This is a genomic window from Yersinia sp. 2540 StPb PI (assembly GCF_052217165.1).
In the GTDB taxonomy this organism is placed as follows: Bacteria; Pseudomonadota; Gammaproteobacteria; order Enterobacterales; family Enterobacteriaceae; genus Yersinia; species Yersinia enterocolitica_E.
Genome location: NZ_JAZGQC010000001.1, coordinates 998,462 through 1,018,252, shown reverse-complemented (window position 1 = coordinate 1,018,252; position 19,791 = coordinate 998,462). Strand labels below are relative to the sequence as shown.

Genomic DNA, 19,791 nt, shown 5'->3' with positions numbered 1-19,791 from the left:
TTACTCTTCAGAATCCCCAGCTTCAGAATCATCATTGGCTTCTGATGCGAAGTCGTGACGCTCACGGCGTTCGTCTTTCGCTTTAACCATTGGTGATGCTTCAGTTACCGCGTGTTTAACGCGCATAACCATGCTACGGATAACGGCGTCGTTGAAGCGGAAGTTTGTTTCCAGCTCATCGATCGCTTCCTGCGGGGCTTCAACGTTCAGCAGAACGTAGTGAGCTTTATGCAGTTTATTGATCGGGTAAGCCAGTTGACGGCGGCCCCAGTCTTCCAGACGGTGGATCGTACCAGCAGCATTAGTGATAGTTGCACTATAGCGCTCGATCATGCCCGGAACCTGTTCGCTTTGGTCAGGATGGACCATAAAAACGATTTCGTAATGACGCATCGATTATTGCTCCTTACGGATTATTCAGCCTCCTGATAGGGTCAACCGCGGCCCATGGAGGCAAGGAACGTGTTTGTGTGCGGCTGAAAAATGACGCGTAACTATACTTGCGGGCGGTTTGAAACTCAAGGACTGACGGGGATTTATTCTTGTTCTGGCCCTTACTTCGCTAAAAAGGCATTTTTTGTTCATTAAATAACCAATGGATGTAGATCCATTAGTCTATTAAATCTTTCAATAAAATCATTGGCTCAGTGAAAATATCATTCATTTTTTTTGACCAAGTGAATCAATTACTACGTATTTTTAAATTAACAAAAGCGACTAGAATTATTTACATCCACCGCATATTAAGCGGTAGCGTTAATCGAAAGTTATTCAAAGTATATAAACATACCCTAAATAATTCGAGTTGCAGGAAGGCGGCAACTGAGCAAATCCTCAGGAGCTTACACCAGTAAGTGACTGGGGTGAACGAAGGCAGCCAACGCGCCTGCCACTTGAAGTATGACGGGTAAAAGATATTGGAGTCACCTATGAAACACACTCTCATCATCGCAGCCACGGTCAGTTTGCTCCTATCCGCCAACACGTTTGCCGCCACAGAAATCAGCCGCCAGGAAGCGATGCAGCAGCAGCGTGTCAGTATCGGCGAAATCTCTCTTAACCATAATGTGGTGTCACCGGATGACGCCGTGGCACAAATCAGCAAAATGGCTGATGAGCGCGGCGCTACGGCATACCACATTACTCAGATGCATGAGCCGGGTAGCAACAGCTCAATTCGGGTCAATGCTGAGATTTACCGTTAGACGCAGCAGTATAGATACAACACCAGTGAATACGACGACCAACAACCAAAAAAGCCCTTTGATATGCCCTTGCCCCCAGACCTTTGGGGGCTTTTTTATAAGTGGCTGCTGAAGAATGTGACTCCAGCCTTTAATGCACTTGGGGTAATTTTGTGGCCAATACCGGCCTCGGTAATATAGGTTAGCTGATTAGCGCGCCCGCTTGCCCTTAACGCCTGTACCAATCGCGTACTTTCTGCTGCAGGCACCACTTCATCAGCCTCGCCATGCCAGACCAATAAGGGCCGCTCTGCAATTTTTTCTAGCTGATGGTGCAGTTCATAATCCGCCAGCGGCGCTAAACGGCGCTCAAATTCAGCAGCGTTGACCGGCTGCCCTGCTTTCAATGGCGGAAACAGCGAGCGGGCCAGTGAGGTAAAATCACCTGACCCCATAAAGTCTGCGGCCACTTTCACCCATGGATAGCGAGCAAACGCTCCCAATGTGGTCATACCGCCCATTGATGCCCCCGCCACGCCAATGCGATCACCGTCAATCAATCCTGCTTGTTGATAATGTTGTTTAATCGCAGGCAACTCATCAATGTTTGATTTCAGGATCTCCCAGAAATAGGATAAGCGCTGTGATTCATCACCGTTAAACCGCGCACCGTGCATATCCGCATCTGGCAAGATGGTGCGAAAACCGGCTTGTGCGAAGGCATAGGCGAAGTAGGAATAGACCTCTTTTGATGAGGTGTAGCCATGATAGAAAAAAATGGTCGGTAGCGGCTGCTGGCGTTTACCCGCAGGGGCAGCATGAATCACCTCAATACCATTAATATTTTCCAGCGATATCTCAATCATGGCAAAAATCCTTTATTGATGCAGCGGAGCGTAAACAGGAAAAACCAGCGTAATATACCCAAGGAACAAGGCAGTGTGCCAAAATGAGGATATAAAGTCTTAAATCAATTTCTTCCAAGATATTACGCTTCACCTTGGGGTACTACGGTAACCGCGCCGTTGATAAAGAGGCAATAAATGAAGATAAAACGTGTGATGGGGGTTTTGCTGCTGGCGCTCGGGCTTTCGGGTTGTAGTGTTTTTCATACGACACCAGCACCCCCTCCTGCAATCCAGCCTTATGCACAAGAAATTACCCGCGCCCAGAGCCTTAATTTGCAAAAAGTAGGCACCGTTTCAGCACAGGTATTTGGTAGCCCGATGGATATAGAAGCCGAAATTCAACGTAGGGCTAATGCCAGTGGCGCGCCCTACTATTTGATTATTATGTTGTCCGACAGCATTTATCCCGGCACCTGGTATGCCAACGCACTGCTGTATAAGTAACTCATTGCTGCTGACTGCTGATTTCCCTATTGAAAGCCGCTGCCGCGATTGAGCAGTAGCGCGCAAACCGCTTCCGGCAGCATATATTGATCACGGTGATCCAAGGTCATGCGGCACCAGGCATCGGCCAGTGGTGGTGAGGCAAAACGCAGTAGCTGAGAAGCACAACACAGATCGAACAGTTGCTGAGTTAATGCCCGCCCTTGTTCCTCTTTGGGGTTTTTCAGCCGCTGCTGTAATTGCCGCCACCCACGATCAAACAATCGATTCTGCCCGCGAACCGGATAGAACTCCTGCTGTAGCATCTCGAGGGCTGCCGGTAGTTTGCGAAATGTGCGCAGTACATCAAGGCACATGATATTGCCGGAACCTTCCCAAATACTGTTTACCGGCATTTCACGATAGAGCCGTGGCAGTTCACTCTGCTCACAATAGCCAATCCCACCCAGCACCTCCATCGCCTCGGCAACAAACCCACTGCCTTGCCCACATACCCGATATTTAGCCGCAGGAGTCAGTAGACGGCTAAATATCTTCTCATGAGCCTCATCTGACTTTTCCCAGGCGCTAGCTAAGCGCATCAGCAGTGCTGTATGCCCCTCCAGACGCAATGCCATGCGGCTCAGCACTTGTCGCATCAAAGGCTGGTCTACCAGTGGCTTACCAAAGGCCTGCCGCTGCCACGCATGATACAGCGCGACGGAGAAGGCACGCCGCATCAGACCATGGCTACCCAGTGCACAATCAAAACGGGTATAGCCCCCCATTTTTAAAATTTGGCGCACACCGTCGCCCTCATCCCCCAATAACCAAGCAGTCGCATTATCAAACTCAACTTCACTGCTGGCATTGGAGCGGTTGCCAAGTTTATCTTTCAGCCGTTCTAATCGAATGGCGTTATAGCTGCCATCCGGCAATATTTTAGGCAAAAAGAAGCAGGATAGCCCGCCATCGGTCTGCGCCAACACCAGGTGTGCATCACTTTGTGGTACAGAGAAAAACCACTTGTGCCCCACCAGACGATAAGCCTCACCATTGCCCCGCCCCTCCAGCGGCTCAGCCCGGGTAGTATTACTGAGTACATCGGAGCCACCCTGTTTTTCTGTCATGCCCATTCCTATCAACAAGCCCCGTTTCTGGCTACCAATGGACTGATGGGGATCAAAGCGATCAGAAAGTAGTGGCGATAGCCAGTTTTGAAATAGTGGAGGGAGCGTTTGCTGTAGTAGTGGGATAGCACCAAAGGTCATGGTTATTGGGCAGAGCGTGCCCGCGTCCACCTGCGCATGCAGGATAAAACGCGCCGCACGGGCGGCAAAAGAACCGATTCGAGCATCTTCCTGCCACGGTAGATTATGCAGGCGATGATTGACCAGCTCTTGCATTAACATATACCACGCGGGATGAAATCGCACTTGGTTCAACCGCTGCCCGATAGCATCGTAGCGCAATAACTCAGGAGGATTGGTGTTTGCCAGCCGCCCAAGTTCAAGAGACTCCTGTGATCCCAATTGTAGCCCGATCAAAGAGAGAGTCTCTCCATCCCAACCAGCGTGTTCACGCATCACGGCTTCCCGCAACGCCATGTCAGACAAAAATAAATTACTGTTCGATAATGGCTCCGGCTGATTGAAAACCAAGTGAGTCTGCCACTCCATACCTTCCTCCATTTCGGTACTCTATCCAAAGTAACTGTACCATCGGCATTCATAAATCAGGGTTAAGTATGGTGCAGGCGCGAATTTTTGCTGGCAGGCTCATCACAAACGGGGATGAAAGCCCTCTATATCACTGATGATTTAATTAAAATCCCTATAAAAAAGCCAGCATCCGTAAATGCTGGCTTTCTGAACTCAATAGCAAAAGAGATATTACGCTTTCAATGCTCGCTGGCGCACAACTTCAAATAAGCAAACCCCAGTGGCAACCGAGACGTTTAGCGAAGAAACCGTACCCGCCATTGGAATACTGATCAGTTCATCGCAATGCTCACGGGTCAAACGGCGCATGCCTTCACCTTCAGCCCCCATCACCAGCGCCATCGGGCCAGTCATTTTGCTCTGATACAAGGTGTGGTCTGCTTCACCGGCAGTGCCAACAATCCAGACATTGTGTTCTTGCAGTAACCGCAGGGTACGCGCCAGATTAGTCACTTTAATCAATGGCACATTCTCAGCGGCACCACTGGCCACTTTCTTGGCAATAGCATTAAGCTGCGCTGAACGATCGCGTGGCACAATAACCGCATGGACACCAGCGGCATCGGCGCTACGCAAACATGCACCGAGATTGTGCGGGTCAGTTACGCCATCCAGCACCAGCAAGAACGGCATATCCACACTTTCCAGCAGGGCAGGTAAGTCATTTTCCTGATACTGACGCCCTTCACGCACTCGCGCTACGATCCCCTGATGGACACCCCCTTCAACCTGGGAGTCCAGCCATTGGCGGCTAGCCACCTGAATCACTAAACCGGCAGCTTCCAGTTCCGCGACCAAAGGTTGCAGACGGCGATCATCACGGCCCTTCAGAATAAAAACTTCCAGGAACCGTTGCGGATCATTGTCTAGCAGGGCTTTGACGGCGTGAATACCGTAAATAATTTCGCTCATGATGCTCTTTTATAATAAATGATTAAACATATACCCTAAATAATTCAAGTTGCAGGAAGGCGGCTAGTGAGAGAATCCCGATGAGCTTACGGTGTTGTAAGTGATTCGGGTGATTAAACGTAGCCAACGCACATGCAGCTTGAAGTATGACGGGTATAAATGATTAAATTAATGCGGGTGACCAAAGCCACCCGACAATCAGCAGGCCATTACTGGTCGCTGCTGGTTTTCTTCTTCGCACGCTTGGCCTTGGTGGCGGCGGCAATTTTTTTGGTTTTAGCGGACGCTCGTTTTGCTTTCGCTTTGGCTTTTTTCTCAGCCAGCGCTTTATCGTCCGGCTTAGCGGCGGCATCTGCTGGGCGGAATGCACTATCCGGCTCGAAGTTCACTGGTTTTTTTGCCCGACGAGGCCGTTGCTGACCACCACCGGCTGGCGCGCCATCACGGCGCGGAGCACCAGATGAACTGCCACGCCCACCACGACCGGTTGAGGTATCACGCATCGTGCGCTGCCCATCAGCTTTCTTCGCCTTATCACGGGCTGTTTTACCCTCACCGCGCGGCTTACGGGTACTGGAGACCAGAGCAAAGTCAATTTTGCGCTCATCCATATGTACCGCCTCAACCCGAATTTCTACGGTATCACCCAAGCGGTAAACCTGACCTGAGGATTCGCCGATCAGACGTTGGCCGATGTTGTCGTAACGGTAATAGTCATTATCCAGGCTGGAAACATGCACCAAACCATCAATAAACAGATCATCCAAACGCACGAAGAAACCAAAGCCGGTAACACTGGCAATGATCCCGGTGAAGACTTTACCAACCTGATCCTGCATAAAATCACACTTCAGCCAGTCCGCTACGTTACGGGTAGCTTCATCAGCGCGGCGTTCAGTCATTGAGCAGTGTTCGCCCAATTGCAGCATATCTTCGTATTCACTGTGCCAGCCACCGGTTGGTGTCCAGCGCTCTTTCTGATTGCCTTGCTCTTTGGCGAGCTGGTACTTGATAGCGCGGTGCATCGCCAAGTCGGGATAACGGCGGATTGGTGAGGTGAAATGGCCATAAGAGGCCAATGCCAGGCCAAAGTGACCCCGGTTTTCTGGATCGTAAATTGCCTGTTTCATTGAGCGCAGCAACATGGTTTGCAGCATTTCATGGTCCGGGCGATCGGCAACTTCATCCATCAGTACAGCGTAATCTTTCGGCTCTGGCTTCAAGCCGCCACCTAAGGTCAGGCCCAGTTCATTCAGCACGCTACGCAGTGCGGAGATATGGTCATCACTTGGGCGGTCATGTACACGGAATAATGCAGGTTCGTTGTGTTTTTCGACAAAACGAGCGGCTGCAATATTCGCCAAAATCATGCACTCTTCAATCAACTTATGCGCGTCATTGCGCACCGTCGATTCAATTCGTTCAATGCGCCGTTCAGCGTTGAAGATAAACTTGGCTTCTTCGGTTTCGAACGCGATACCACCACGCTCAGCACGGGCCTGATCCAGCGCTTTATACATGGTATGCAGTTCTAACAGATGCGGTACCAGCGGCTTATATTGCTCACGCAGTGTCTCTTCACCATCAATAATCCGCCACACTTTGGTGTAGGTCAGACGTGCGTGGGAGCTCATCACTGCTTCGTAGAACTTATACGACGACAGCTTACCCTGTGAGGAGATGGTCATCTCACACACCATGCACAGGCGGTCTACCTGCGGATTCAGGGAGCAAAGGCCGTTTGAGAGCACTTCCGGCAGCATCGGAACCACTTGCGACGGGAAGTAAACCGAGTTACCACGGCTGCGAGCTTCATCATCCAGCGCGGTGCGCGGGCGCACATAATAGCTGACATCAGCAATCGCCACCCACAAGCGCCAGCCACCACCGCGTTTCTTCTCGCAGTAAACAGCATCATCGAAGTCGCGGGCATCTTCACCATCAATAGTGACCAATGGCAGGTTGCGTAAATCCACCCGCCCTTTTTTCGCCTCTTCCGGTACTTGTTCTTTCAGATCCACAACTTGTTTTTCAACTTGTGGCGGCCAGGTATGGGGGATCTCATGGGTACGCAGTGCGATATCCACCGCCATGCTGGTGCCCATGTTCTCGCCGAGCACTTCAACAATCTTACCTACCGCTTTAGTCCGGCGGGTCGGGCGCTGAGTCAACTCGACCACCACCATATAACCCATCCGCGCACCGTTGATTGCCTCTGGCGGGATCAGAATGTCAAAACTCAATCGACCATCATCTGGTACCACAAAACCGGTACCGGCATCAGTAAAGTAACGACCAACAATCTGGCTGGTTTTCGGTACTAATACGCGCACAATACGCGCTTCACGGCGACCTTTGCGGTCTGCGCCAACTGCTTGGGCCAATACCACATCACCATGAATGGCGGTTTTCATCTGTTCTGCGGAGAGATACAGGTCGTCTTTACTGCCTTCAACGCGTAAAAAGCCGAAACCATCACGGTGACCAATAACAGTCCCACGCAGTAAGTCGAGACGCTCAGGCAAGGCGTAGCACTGACGACGGGTGAAGACCAATTGCCCATCGCGCTCCATAGCGCGCAGGCGGCGACGCAGTGCCTCTAAAGGCTCTTCGCCGGTTAAATTAAGTTCATTGGCCAGCTCTTCACGGCTGGCAGGTGTTTCGCGCTTCGCGAGATGAGCCAAAATGAATTCCCGACTAGGGATCGGTGACTCATATTTTTCTGCTTCTCGTTCCAAGAATGGATCTTGTGACATTGCGGTTCCTCCGTTGTCAGCAGCAGGTCTTATACCCTGCGTACTTGAAGTCGCAGGGGTGTTAGCTGCGCGCTCTCACCCGAATCACTTACCAGTGTAAGCTCATCGGGATTCGTTTACTGGCAGCCTACCTGCAACTCCAAGTTCTTTGGGTATATATATCTTTGATTAAGCAAAAATCTACTCAACAAGTAACAGTTTGTAGAGCGGGGAATTATCTTTAACCATGTCAGCCAAAGTATAGTTATCCAGCTCGTTAAGGAAACTCTGTACCGCCTGATTAAGCACTTGTTTCAGACGACAAGCGGGTGTTATGTGGCAAAAATCACTACTGCAATTCACCAGAGACAGTGGCTCCAGTTGGCGCACAACATCACCAATTAGAATTTGGTTAGCCGGTTTACCCAACCGTATACCACCATTTTTGCCCCGCACGGCGGTCACCAGACCGACACGGCTCAACTGATTGATTATTTTAACCATATGATTGCGAGACACGCCATATACCTCAGTTACCTGAGAAATGCTGGTCATTTGGCCTTCCGGTAGCGAGGCCATATAAGTAAGCGCCCGCAAACCATAATCAGTAAAACTTGTTAACTGCACGTATACCCCTGAGTATCAATTTACCCGGCTTAACCCCATCGGAAATAACACTTTTTGGATAGGTTATAAGTGTGATTCAGAAAACTCATATCCTACATAACTCGAGTTACAGGAAGGCGGCAACTAAGCGAATCCCCAAGAGCTTACATCAGTAAGTGATTAGGGTGAATGAAGGCAGCCAAACGCACATGCAACTTGAAGTATGACGGATATATTCTTTGAATGATAAACCAGCCATAAAGCTTGCGGCTAATCATTTAGGTGAAGGGTGGCGCTTTTGGTATAAAACGGCATATCCGAGGTCACTTCTGCATCTAATTATACCCAAAATAGCTGGCTTTGCAGTTAACAATGTATAACGGGTATATACCCTAAATAATTCGAGTTGCAGGAAGGCGGCAAGAGAGAGAACCCCGATGAGCTTACATGAGGTAAGTGATTCGGGTGACAAATCGGTCAGGAACCGATTTGAACGCTGCTTGCAGCAGCCTCGCAGAGGCGAGGCCCATGGACGGGCCGAGTAACGAACGTAGCCAACGCACATGCAGCTTGAAGTATGACGGGTATAAACAATAAACCGGACTTAAGCCCGGCTTATTAAAGTCTGAATTCTGACTATTTGGCGGTTAGCCACTTAATCATAAATCAAACGAATCATGCATCAAATGGATCGCGCAGGATCATGGTTTCTTCACGATCAGGACCGGTAGAGATAATATCAACCGGAACCCCGGTCAGCTCTTCTACTCGTTTGATGTAGTTCAGGGCTGCCTGTGGCAACTTGCTATGTTCTTTCACACCAAAGGTGGTTTCTGACCAGCCTGGCATGGTTTCGTAAATTGGCTCGATACCTTCCCAACCTTCAGCAGCCAGTGGGGTAGTATCAACTTCGCGACCATCTGGCATGCGGTAGCCAACACACAGCTTCACTTCTTTCAGACCATCTAACACGTCCAGTTTGGTCATACAGAAACCAGACAGGGAGTTGATCTGCACGGCACGACGCACTGCAACGATATCCAACCAACCGGTACGACGGCTACGGCCTGTTGTTGCGCCATATTCGTTACCTTGCTTACGCAGGAATTCGCCAGTTTCATCATTCAACTCGGTAGGGAATGGACCTGCACCTACACGGGTGGAATAAGCTTTAACGATACCTAAGACGTAATCAACATAACGTGGACCCAAGCCAGAGCCTGTGGCTACGCCACCAGCAGTGGTGTTAGATGAAGTTACATACGGATAAGTACCGTGATCGATGTCCAGTAAGGTGCCTTGTGCGCCTTCGAACATGATCAGATCACCGCGCTTGCGGGCGCTGTCCAACAAGTCAGAAACATCAACCACCATGGCGGTCAAAATATCAGCAATAGCTAATACTTCATCCAGCACTGTTTGGTAGTCAACTGCGTCAGCTTTGTAGTAATGCACTAACTGGAAGTTGTGGTAATCCACAATTTCTTTCAGTTTGATAGCGAAGGTTTCTTTGTTGAACAAATCGCCTACGCGCAGACCACGGCGGGCAACTTTGTCTTCATAAGCAGGACCAATACCACGGCCGGTAGTACCAATCGCTTTTTCACCACGTGCTTTTTCACGCGCATTATCCAAAGCCACATGATAAGGCAGGATTAATGGGCATGCTTCGGAGAGTAACAGTCGCTCACGTACAGGCACACCGCGCGCTTCAAGTTCTGTCATCTCTTTCATTAAAGCGTCAGGTGCCAATACAACACCGTTGCCGATGATGCTGGTTACGTTTTCACGCAGAATACCTGAGGGAATTAAATGAAGAACGGTTTTCTCACCGTTGATAACCAAAGTATGGCCAGCGTTGTGACCACCTTGATAGCGCACAACATAATTAGCCCGTTCAGTCAGCAGGTCAACGACCTTGCCCTTACCTTCGTCACCCCATTGGGTGCCCAGTACGACGACGTTCTTACCCATCTCAAAAATCACCAGGTTGCTTAAAAAAGGATTCTAACATCTCATTCGGCTGCTTTCAGTACTTTTTAACACATAACTGAACAATTTTTGTGCTTACATTCAGCCACCCATGCGGCTACGCAACATGTAGTAGATAACCACACCAGCAACCACTAATCCGCCACCAAAACGGCGCAAAGTGGCATCCGGTAATTGGGTCATCGCCTGAATCATTTTGCGCCAGGCTTTGGGGTACAGCATCGGGCCAAGCCCTTCGAGCACCAAAACCAGACCCAATGCTAATAAGATGGTTGAATTCATTGTTTGTCTCAAATGGAAAAGGCCCGCGTTAACGGGCCTTACTGTTACGGTCAAGACGAGCTGTAACGACAGCCGTTATGGACGTTTGCTGGAGTTATCCGGCGACCTCATATAACGGAAGAAATCGCTATCCGGGCTCAGAACCATCACATCATTGCCGCTGTTGAAGCTGTTTTCATACGCACGCAAGCTACGAATGAAGGCATAGAAGTCTGGGTCTTTACTGAATGCGTCAGCAAACAGACGAGCTGCTTCTGCATCACCGCCACCACGAGTAATACGCGCCTGACGTTCTGCTTCTGCCAGTGTACGTGTTACTTCATAGTCAGCTGTTGCACGCAACTTCTCTGCTTCTTCCTGACCTTGTGAACGATGACGACGGGCTACCGCTTCACGCTCAGCACGCATACGTTGGAAGATAGCATCAGACACTTCAGCCGGTAAGTTGATCTGCTTGATTCGCACGTCAACAACCTCAATCCCTAGCGCCGCCATACTGTTAGGGTTAACCGCAGGCTGTTTGCCACGGGTTTCCTGCTCAACACGGGCTGCCGCAGAGGCAATTGCATCATCAGCTTCGGTGGTCACAGCTTCATCACCCACACTACCGGTGTTCAGCGCATCACGGACATCTGAAGTCAAACGCCCACGTGAGTCAGTAACGATGTCACGCACGTTCAAACGACCAATTTCAGAACGCAAACGGTCACTAAACTTACGTTTCAGCAGCACTTCGGCCTGAGAAACATCACCACCACCGGTGGCCAGATAGTAACGACTGAAATCGCTGATACGCCATTTCAAATAGGAGTCAACAATCAGGTCTTTCTTCTCGTTGGTAACGAAACGGTCAGCCTGGTTGTCCATGGTTTGAATACGGGCATCCAACCTTTTCACTGTTTCGATAAACGGTATCTTGAAGTGCAAGCCCGGTGCATACACCAGCGGCTTGTTATCACTATCACGTAATACCTTGCCAAAGCGTAGCACGATGCCGCGCTGGCCTTCCTGTACCACAAACAGAGAAGCGTAGAGTGCGATTAACACCACAACGACGATAAGTAAAAAAGACTTACGCATTGGTTATTCTCTCCCTACGCGAGTGGAAGTATCACGCTGAGCATTCGCCCGGCGCTGATCCATGATAGAGCCACTGGTTGAGCTGGTATTGGCGTTGCTTGCACCAGACTCTTGACTGCTATTAGCAGAAGAAGGCGGATTCAGACGAATCAGGCTTGTGTCTTTATTGCCATCCGCTGCCTTATCTGCACCTTGGCCGCGCAGCATTTGGTCCAGTGGTAACACCATCAGACTATTACCCTTATCACTCGCCAGTACTTTGCGGGTATGACCGAGGACCTTCTCCATCGTTTCGATGTATAGGCGCTCACGGGTAATTTCTGGTGCCGCCTTATACTCAGGCAACAACTTAGCAAAACCTGCGACTTCACCTTGTGCTTCCAACACTTTACGTGCGGCATAAGCACGCGCATCTTCTAACAGACGCTGCGCCTGACCATTCGCCCGTGGTTGGACTTCGTTGGTGTAAGCTTCCGCTTCACGAATATACTGTTGTTCGTTTTCACGGGCTGCAATCGCATCATCAAATGCCGCTTTAACTTCTTCTGGTGGACGCGCCGCCTGGAAGTTAACGTCCAGCAGCGTTATACCCATATTGTATGGACGAATAGTTTCTTCCAGTACACGTTGAGTATCGCTACGAACGATGGTACGGCCTTCGGTGAGGATTTTGTCCATGGTGTATTTACCAATAACACCACGTACTGCGCTGTCAGTTGCCTGACGCAAGCTGTCGTCCGGGTTAGTCACGCTAAACAGATAAGCGGCCGGATCAGTCACACGGTACTGCACGTTCATTTCGACGCGAACCACGTTCTCATCAGAAGTCAGCATCACGCCGGACGCTGCCAATTCACGTACCGATTCAACGTTAACTGGCGTTACTTCATCGATAAAGGTCGGTTTCCAGTTCAAACCAGGCTGTACAATGTGGCTTAATTTACCCAAGCGAGTAACGACACCGCGCTCGGCTTCTTTAATTGTATAGAAACCACTTGCCGCCCAGATAACCACCACAGCAACCACAGCAATGCCCACAATCCGGCCACTGAAACCAGGGCCTCTTGTCGTACCACTGTTATCATTGCCGCTGCCGCCACCTTTACCACCGAGGCTACTCAGTTTTTTGCTCAGTTTTCGAAAGATATCATCCAGATCAGGCGGCCCTTGGTCACGACCACCTTTATTATTGTTATTTCCGCCAGAGTTGCCGCCATTATTATTGCTGCTCCCCCACGGATCGCGGTCCTGTCCGTTATTACCGGGCTGATTCCACGCCATGTTTTAGCTCCATTCTTCTATGATTGGTTTTCTTCAGGCCAAGAGCACATGCCAAAGAAGCTGGCTCTTAATCTCACAAAAAAGATCAGGTAATCAACTAATTAGTCGCACCGACTAATTAATAATATAACTGACCAAATCTTGCTCTTGTTTACAGAGACGACGCCAATCAACGATAGGCATTCTGACCACCATACCGACGTTTCCGTCCTCGTCTATCCACTCTTTTTCAATTGCCTGAAGCTGGTAAAAACGGCTACGTAGACGACCTGCCTGAGGTGGCAAACGTAATTCAAAGTGTGCGATCTCACCTGAAAGACGCTCCGTCAACGCTTGAAAGAGCAACGAGATCCCTGCGCCGGTTTGGGCCGAAAGCCAAACTCTGACTGGCAGATTGTCTTCGTTGCGATCAATTCGCGGGACAAAATCATCCAACAAATCAATTTTATTCATTACTAATAATGTAGGTATTTCATCCGCTTCGATTTCTGCCAAAACAGAATCAACTGCGGCCATATTCTCGGTTACCCGAGGGTCTGCTGCATCAATAATGTGTAACAGTAATGAGGCTTGCCGTGTTTCTTGTAATGTCGCTTTAAAAGCAGCGACCAAATCATGCGGCAAATGCCGGATAAAACCTACCGTATCCGCCAACACTGTATCGCCCACATCCGCCACATTAATACGGCGTAAAGTAGGATCCAGCGTGGCAAATAATTGGTCAGCCGCATAAACATCAGCTGCCGTAATTTTGTTAAACAGGCTGGATTTACCGGCGTTGGTATATCCCACCAAAGATACTGTCGGAATTTCAGCACGGGTACGCGCACGTCGCCCCTGCTCACGCTGCTTTGCCACCCGCTCCAAACGGCTCAAAATCAAGCTGATACGGTCACGTAACAAACGGCGGTCGGTCTCCAACTGGGTTTCACCTGGCCCTCTTAGGCCAATCCCCCCCTTTTGACGCTCAAGATGCGTCCAGCCACGTACCAAACGGGTCGCAATATGGCGTAATTGCGCTAATTCGACCTGTAATTTACCTTCGTGGGTACGGGCCCGTTGGGCAAAAATATCTAAGATTAGTCCAGTACGATCAATGACCCGACATTCACACAAACGCTCAAGGTTTCGCTCTTGCGCTGCAGAAAGGGCATGATCAAACAAGACAACAGACGCGCCACTGGCTTTCACCGCGTCAGCAATTTCTTCGGCCTTTCCTTCACCGACAAAATACTTAGGGTGCGGTGCTTTGCGACTACCCGTCACAATTTGCAAAGCTTCTACGCCCGCAGAAGATACCAGCGCTTCAAATTCACGCAGATCTTCTGAGTTTTTGTCTTGCGAGAAATAGATATGAACCAGTACGGCCTGCTCACCGGCTTCATAGCGGTCAAACAAACGTGCAACCTCTCAAACGGATTAAAACCGCTAGTGCGGAGAACATAAACCCGAATCCGTTGTTTATGTTCCCCGTCATGGTCGACCAGCAATGCGCTTTATTCAGCGTCATCGCTATCCTGCTGCGGTTGTTGCGGCGCAGACGGATTACTACCATGATAATTATTGGTGCTTCCACTCGGCGTATTGCTGTGATGCGAAACCGGGCGAGAAGGCACTACAGTAGAGATGGCGTGTTTATAGACCATCTGGCTGACTGTGTTTTTTAACAGAATGACAAACTGATCAAAAGACTCAACTTGGCCCTGCAGTTTAATGCCATTCACTAAATAAATAGAAACCGGAACCCGTTCACGACGCAATGCGTTCAGGAACGGATCTTGCAAAGATTGCCCCTTAGCCATTCTATATTTTCCTTATTTGCTTGTTGTTTTTAACTAAGAACCTATCGGCTCGAAAATAAACTGCGTAAAAAAAATCCGCGCGTTGAGTACTAATCAATTGTACACAATCATTCAACCTATGCACTAACAACCTGTATTACAGAGTCTAAAGCCTCTCCCGGCTTATCACTGTCGAGCCACTGAACTGAACTCCAGCCCCGTAACCAAGTCATTTGGCGCTTTGCCAGTTGACGTGTCGCACAAACTCCACGGTAAACCATTTCGTCGTAATCAATCTCACCGGACAGATAAGACCACATCTGCCGGTATCCCACACAACGAATGGCAGGCAAATCCGTATGCAAATCACCGCGGTCAAAAAGCGCCCTAGCCTCTGTTTCAAACCCTGCATCCAGCATCTGATGAAAACGTAATTCAATCCGCTGGTGCAACAGTTCCCGGCTAACAGGCGCAATCGCAAATTGGTGAACCCGATAGGGTAAGGTTTCACCCGAAATTTTAGTCAGTTCCGTTAAAGTTTTACCTGAAATAAAAAAAACTTCCAGTGCTCTAGAGAGCCGTTGGGGATCATTAGGATGAATTCGCGCCGCAGCAACCGGGTCTACCTTGGCCAATTGCTGATGCAATGCCTCCCAACCCAGCTCAGCGGCCTGCTGTTCAATACGCTCGCGCACTTGCGGGTCTGCAGGTGGCAACGGAGATAATCCTTCCAACAGCGCTTTAAAATACAGCATGGTCCCCCCCACCAGCAGCGGAATTCGCCCGGCAGCGGTAATATCGGCCATCTCTTTCAATGCATCTTTACGGAAATCAGCGGCTGAGTAGGATTCAGCCGGGTCACGGATATCAATCAGCCGGTGTGGTGCTAACGCCAGTTCTTCAGCACCAGGTTTAGCGGTGCCGATATCCATGCCACGATAGATCAAGGCAGAATCGACGCTGATTAACTCCACAGGTAACCGCTGACGAAGCGCAATGGAGAGCGCTGTTTTACCACAAGCGGTTGGCCCCATAATAAAAATTGCCGGTGGCCGGTCTAGATTTTCAATATCATTCATGTGTTAGGGTTGCCAATGCAGCCTTTATATCAATAGGTTGTAATAATCCAGCAGGCGGTGATTGCACCAACTGCGGACAAAGACGTTCCACATCCGTCAATAACTGTATCGCTTGAGACATATTCCAAACCTCATGTTCGCTGCCAAGGTGGCGGGCAATCCATGTGGCCAGAACATCTGGCGATATCTCTTCATGCTGCGACAGATAGCCTAACAGTTCCGGTATCAGTTTTTGTAAATTTTGTTGGCGTAATGGTAAAGATACCGCACGTAAAGTGGCTCTTGTCTGCTCAACAGTCAATTCTATCCCCATAGTAACCAATAAGTTCTGATGGCGCAGACAGGCTGCGGCCTCATTCTTATCTAATGTCAGTTTTAATGGAATAAGTAATGGCTGAGGGCGTAAACCCTCGGCTGGCGGATTCAGTTGAGCTTGTTTCAGCCAGCGCTCGGCAACAGTCAGTGCCAATAATGCCACACCTTGCTTATATTCAATCAAAGCATAGCAAGGTGGGAATACCGTTAATACTCGGCCAAAGCTGTAATAATCGCCATGAAGTGGTTCATCTGCTGATGCAAAGCGCGGGGCTGGCACCGATGCAGGCTGTTCTATGGCTTGGCTCACAGCGGCCGGTTGCACCAATTGACGATACAATTCGCCTTGCTGCTTTTGGTAGGGTTGCCCAGCGCTATAGCCAGGTGCTGCCTGTTCACGGGCAGGAGACCGCGCTGCCGCTAGCGTGGGTTCTGAAGACGATACTTTATCTGAAACCCGTGTCCGTTCTGCCGCTGGCGCTTTTGCAGGCTCCGGTTGCGCATATTTATTCCCCCCCGCCGCCACACGATTTTCCGGCTGCCAGCGTGGTGCTTCTATCTCTTCACCATCTTCATTGATATTTAGCACTGGCGAGGCAGTCTGCTGTAAAACAGTGGTAACAGCCTGATAAATAAAGTCATGTACCAACCGCGCCTGATGGAAACGCACCTCATGTTTCGCCGGATGCACATTTACATCCACCTGATGTGGATCAATATCCAGATACAAAACATAAGCGGGTTGTTGATCATCTTTGAGTAAATCTTGATAGGCCTGACGGATAGCGTGATTAATCAACCGATCACGCATCATGCGATTATTGACGTAACAATACTGCATTTCACTGAGTGTACGACTGGCGGCAGGATCAGCCACCCAACCACGAATAGTCAAATCACCATGTTGCCAGGAAATGGCCAGTGCATGCTGCAAAAACGCCGGGCCACAGATGCTCGCCAGCCGACGCTCGTGCTGTGAAGGGTCAGGGGCTGCGCGGTACTGACGCATTAACTTACCGTTATGACTCAGATTGATCGCCACATCAAAGCGCGCCAGCGCAATGCGCCGCACCACTTCATCAATATGACCGAACTCGGTTTTTTCAGTGCGCATAAATTTGCGGCGCGCTGGCGTGTTATAAAACAGATCCAGCACTTCAAGGGTACTCCCCACTGGATGCGCCGCTGGCTTGATAGTGACGGCCATATCACGCCCTTCCGCATAAGCCTGCCAGGCTTCATTTTGTTCGGCAGTGCGGGAAGTCAGAATCAGACGTGAGACTGAACTGATACTGGCCAGTGCTTCGCCACGAAAGCCCATGCTGAGGATAGCTTCCAGATCTTCTAGCGAACTTATCTTACTGGTGGCATGGCGCGCCAGCGCCAGTGATAAATCGTCTTTGCCGATGCCGCAGCCATTATCGCGGATACGAATCAGTTTGGCGCCACCCCGTTCAATATCGATATCAATCCGGGTGGCTCCTGCATCCAGACTGTTTTCTACCAACTCTTTAACCACCGACGCAGGCCGCTCTACCACTTCACCGGCGGCAATTTGGTTAGCAAGCTGTGGTGGCAGAATATGAATCGGCATAGCAGTTCCTTTCGCTTACGATTGTGGGATCGTGAGGGTTTGCCCTAGCTGGACATTACCTGACTTTATCTTGTTCGCCCGCTCAATCTCACTCATCGACACGCCATATCTGGCCGCAATGGCTGATAGCGTATCACCCCGTTTTACCTGATGTTTTACTGTTTTGTTTTTAGCAATTGTTTGGGTTTTTGGTGCCGCAGCCTTTACCGTGCTGCCCGATGCCGGCACTTTCAAACGCTGACCCACCCACACCACATCATTTTTCAGCGTATTGTTTTGTCGCAATAGCGCCATGCTGACACCGTATTGGCTCGCAATGCCGGATAAGGTTTCACCACGTTGTACTTTATGGATTTGGCTTTTCCCTGTCGCCACAGGCTTGACGGCAGAGACTCTGCCGCTTTGCGCATTGCTGACAATCGGTTCTGGCTGATTAACACTTGAACGCTGTACTGAAGAATCAACCGCCGCTGTTTCTATTAGCGGACGGTTTTCGACCTTTGGGTCGGCTTGTAGCGGATGCGCAAGGAAATAACTGCGCAAGCCTTTATAAATGGCCTGAGCAATCTTCTCCTGATACGCGCTACTGCCAAGCAGCCGCTCCTCCGTACTATTACTGATAAAGCCGGTTTCCACTAATAACGATGGAATATCCGGTGAACGTAACACCCCAAGACTGGCGTGTTCAGGCCGACGTTTATGAATGTCACCTACTGTTTGTAGCTCACGCAGCACCTTGGTCGCTACGTCATAGCCCACCCGCTGGGAGTGGCCGAATTGGAGATCCAATACTGCCTGACTCAAATAGGGGTCTGACGCGGTATTCGCCAACACGTCACCTGCGCCACCGAGCAATTCAGATTGTTTCTCATGCTGTTCCAGCCAGTTACCCATTTCACTGTTAGCACGGCGATTTGACAGAACCCAGACCGAAGCCCCAGTAGCACTGCGGTTAGGTGCCGCATCCGCATGAATAGAAACCAGCACGTTAGCCCCCTGCTTACGGGCCACATCCGAACGGCCCATCACCGAAATGAAGTAATCGCCATTGCGGGTTAAAACCGGTTTAAACATCGGGTCGCTATTAAGCAATGCTTCAAGTCGGCGGGCGATGGCAATCGTGACATTCTTCTCTTTCAGGCCATTTTGCCCGATTGCACCTGGGTCTTGCCCACCGTGACCGGCATCGATTGCCACCACTACACGATCACTATTAGCAACACGGCTGGCTTTAATCGGGCGGGCGGTATTGGTGGTGACGGTATCACTGCTGACAACCACGGTCGGCTTATTGTTAAACGGGTTTTTAGCCTCCGATGTGGTGTTTGAACTGGTCACGCGCGGTGCCGTATTCACGTTATTGACCGGCGGCGTCAAACGCCCAGCATTCGGGCTAGGGGTATTGGTTTGGCTGAGTGGTCTACTGTTTGGACTTAACGTATTGTTTGGACTTAACGTATTGTTTGAGCTTAACGTATTGTTTGGGCTTAACGTGGTTTGTACCTGACGAGCAGGGGCGGCTGCGGTCATGGTAATGACCACCGTGTAGTTACTGCCCGACTGCTGTGTCACCGCGCGGGTTTTAACTTTTTGCGTCAATTCCAGCACCAGACGGGTGCTTTGCTCATCTTTCGGGGTGCTGGAGCGAATTCTTTTCAGCAGATTCTGTCCACTGAACTCCAAGGGCAAACCAGAGAGATTACCGCTTTGGCGGACATCCAACACCACTCGCTCAGGCGAACTCAACGAGAAAAAGGCATAAATCGGTTTGCCATCAAAACTGAGCGTCACCCGGCTTTCCGTCGGGCCATTGTTCACCTTAATATCGGTGAGTTTCATAGCCAAGGCGGAAGGTAGGCTTAATAAACTCACCATAACCAGCATGACTGCGGTAAACG

17 protein-coding genes are annotated in these 19,791 nt (G+C 50.0%); 2 read left to right on the top strand and 15 right to left on the bottom strand.

What is annotated here, in order from left to right; translation table 11 throughout:
* On the bottom strand, positions 1–393 hold the full coding sequence (rpsF, locus tag V1956_RS04570) for a 30S ribosomal protein S6 (protein WP_002210153.1): 393 nt from the start codon (positions 391–393) through the stop codon (positions 1–3).
* Between the two features lie 536 nt (positions 394–929).
* On the opposite strand from rpsF, the gene V1956_RS04565 reads away from it, so the two are divergent.
* A complete protein-coding gene (locus tag V1956_RS04565; RefSeq protein ID WP_372557827.1) occupies positions 930–1,205 on the top strand; it encodes a DUF1471 domain-containing protein in 276 nt (91 codons plus the stop codon).
* A gap of 95 nt (positions 1,206–1,300) precedes the next feature.
* Here the strand turns inward: V1956_RS04565 and yjfP are convergent, their stop codons facing one another.
* Complete coding sequence (gene yjfP / locus V1956_RS04560) at positions 1,301–2,050, bottom strand: esterase (RefSeq protein ID WP_372557826.1); 750 nt, start codon at positions 2,048–2,050, stop codon at positions 1,301–1,303.
* A gap of 177 nt (positions 2,051–2,227) precedes the next feature.
* Between yjfP and bsmA the strand changes: the two genes are divergently transcribed.
* The gene (bsmA, locus tag V1956_RS04555) at positions 2,228–2,536 is read left to right on the top strand and encodes a biofilm peroxide resistance protein BsmA (RefSeq protein ID WP_005193286.1); all 309 of its coding nucleotides are present in this window, start codon (positions 2,228–2,230) and stop codon (positions 2,534–2,536) included.
* A gap of 26 nt (positions 2,537–2,562) precedes the next feature.
* Here bsmA and V1956_RS04550 read toward each other — a convergent pair whose 3' ends face one another.
* The 13 genes from V1956_RS04550 to amiB all read right to left on the bottom strand — a co-directional run bounded on the left by V1956_RS04550 (position 2,563) and on the right by amiB (position 19,777).
* Positions 2,563–4,206, bottom strand: a complete 1,644-nt coding sequence (locus V1956_RS04550) for an isovaleryl-CoA dehydrogenase (RefSeq protein WP_442824846.1) — start codon at positions 4,204–4,206, stop codon at positions 2,563–2,565.
* 201 nt (positions 4,207–4,407) lie between these two features.
* On the bottom strand, positions 4,408–5,148 hold the full coding sequence (gene rlmB, locus V1956_RS04545) for a 23S rRNA (guanosine(2251)-2'-O)-methyltransferase RlmB (protein ID WP_005193288.1): 741 nt from the start codon (positions 5,146–5,148) through the stop codon (positions 4,408–4,410).
* Positions 5,149–5,357: 209 nt separating this feature from the next.
* Positions 5,358–7,904: a ribonuclease R gene (gene rnr / locus V1956_RS04540; protein ID WP_372557824.1), complete on the bottom strand. Its 2,547-nt coding sequence runs from the start codon at positions 7,902–7,904 to the stop codon at positions 5,358–5,360.
* Between the two features lie 180 nt (positions 7,905–8,084).
* Positions 8,085–8,510: a nitric oxide-sensing transcriptional repressor NsrR gene (gene nsrR / locus V1956_RS04535; protein ID WP_083160967.1), complete on the bottom strand. Its 426-nt coding sequence runs from the start codon at positions 8,508–8,510 to the stop codon at positions 8,085–8,087.
* A gap of 654 nt (positions 8,511–9,164) precedes the next feature.
* Positions 9,165–10,463, bottom strand: a complete 1,299-nt coding sequence (locus V1956_RS04530; RefSeq protein ID WP_083160969.1) for an adenylosuccinate synthase — start codon at positions 10,461–10,463, stop codon at positions 9,165–9,167.
* Between the two features lie 99 nt (positions 10,464–10,562).
* A complete protein-coding gene (locus V1956_RS04525) occupies positions 10,563–10,763 on the bottom strand; it encodes a DUF2065 family protein (RefSeq protein ID WP_005193214.1) in 201 nt (66 codons plus the stop codon).
* 75 nt (positions 10,764–10,838) lie between these two features.
* Positions 10,839–11,843 carry a protease modulator HflC gene (hflC, locus tag V1956_RS04520; RefSeq protein ID WP_083160971.1) on the bottom strand — a complete coding sequence of 335 codons (1,005 nt, stop codon included), beginning with the start codon at positions 11,841–11,843 and terminating at the stop codon, positions 10,839–10,841.
* Between the two features lie 3 nt (positions 11,844–11,846).
* On the bottom strand, positions 11,847–13,124 hold the full coding sequence (gene hflK, locus V1956_RS04515; RefSeq protein WP_083160973.1) for an FtsH protease activity modulator HflK: 1,278 nt from the start codon (positions 13,122–13,124) through the stop codon (positions 11,847–11,849).
* Positions 13,125–13,238: 114 nt separating this feature from the next.
* The gene (gene hflX, locus V1956_RS04510) at positions 13,239–14,522 is read right to left on the bottom strand and encodes a ribosome rescue GTPase HflX (protein ID WP_083160975.1); all 1,284 of its coding nucleotides are present in this window, start codon (positions 14,520–14,522) and stop codon (positions 13,239–13,241) included.
* 98 nt (positions 14,523–14,620) lie between these two features.
* Positions 14,621–14,926 carry an RNA chaperone Hfq gene (gene hfq, locus V1956_RS04505; protein ID WP_002209151.1) on the bottom strand — a complete coding sequence of 102 codons (306 nt, stop codon included), beginning with the start codon at positions 14,924–14,926 and terminating at the stop codon, positions 14,621–14,623.
* A gap of 116 nt (positions 14,927–15,042) precedes the next feature.
* Positions 15,043–15,984, bottom strand: a complete 942-nt coding sequence (miaA, locus tag V1956_RS04500) for a tRNA (adenosine(37)-N6)-dimethylallyltransferase MiaA (RefSeq protein WP_420070679.1) — start codon at positions 15,982–15,984, stop codon at positions 15,043–15,045.
* On the bottom strand, positions 15,977–17,893 hold the full coding sequence (gene mutL / locus V1956_RS04495) for a DNA mismatch repair endonuclease MutL (protein WP_442824845.1): 1,917 nt from the start codon (positions 17,891–17,893) through the stop codon (positions 15,977–15,979). The genes miaA and mutL overlap by 8 nt, the downstream gene beginning before the upstream one ends.
* 15 nt (positions 17,894–17,908) lie before the next feature.
* Positions 17,909–19,777 (bottom strand): N-acetylmuramoyl-L-alanine amidase AmiB, encoded by a 1,869-nt coding sequence (gene amiB / locus V1956_RS04490; RefSeq protein WP_420074212.1) that lies wholly within the window; start codon positions 19,775–19,777, stop codon positions 17,909–17,911.
* Positions 19,778–19,791 lie beyond the last annotated feature (14 nt).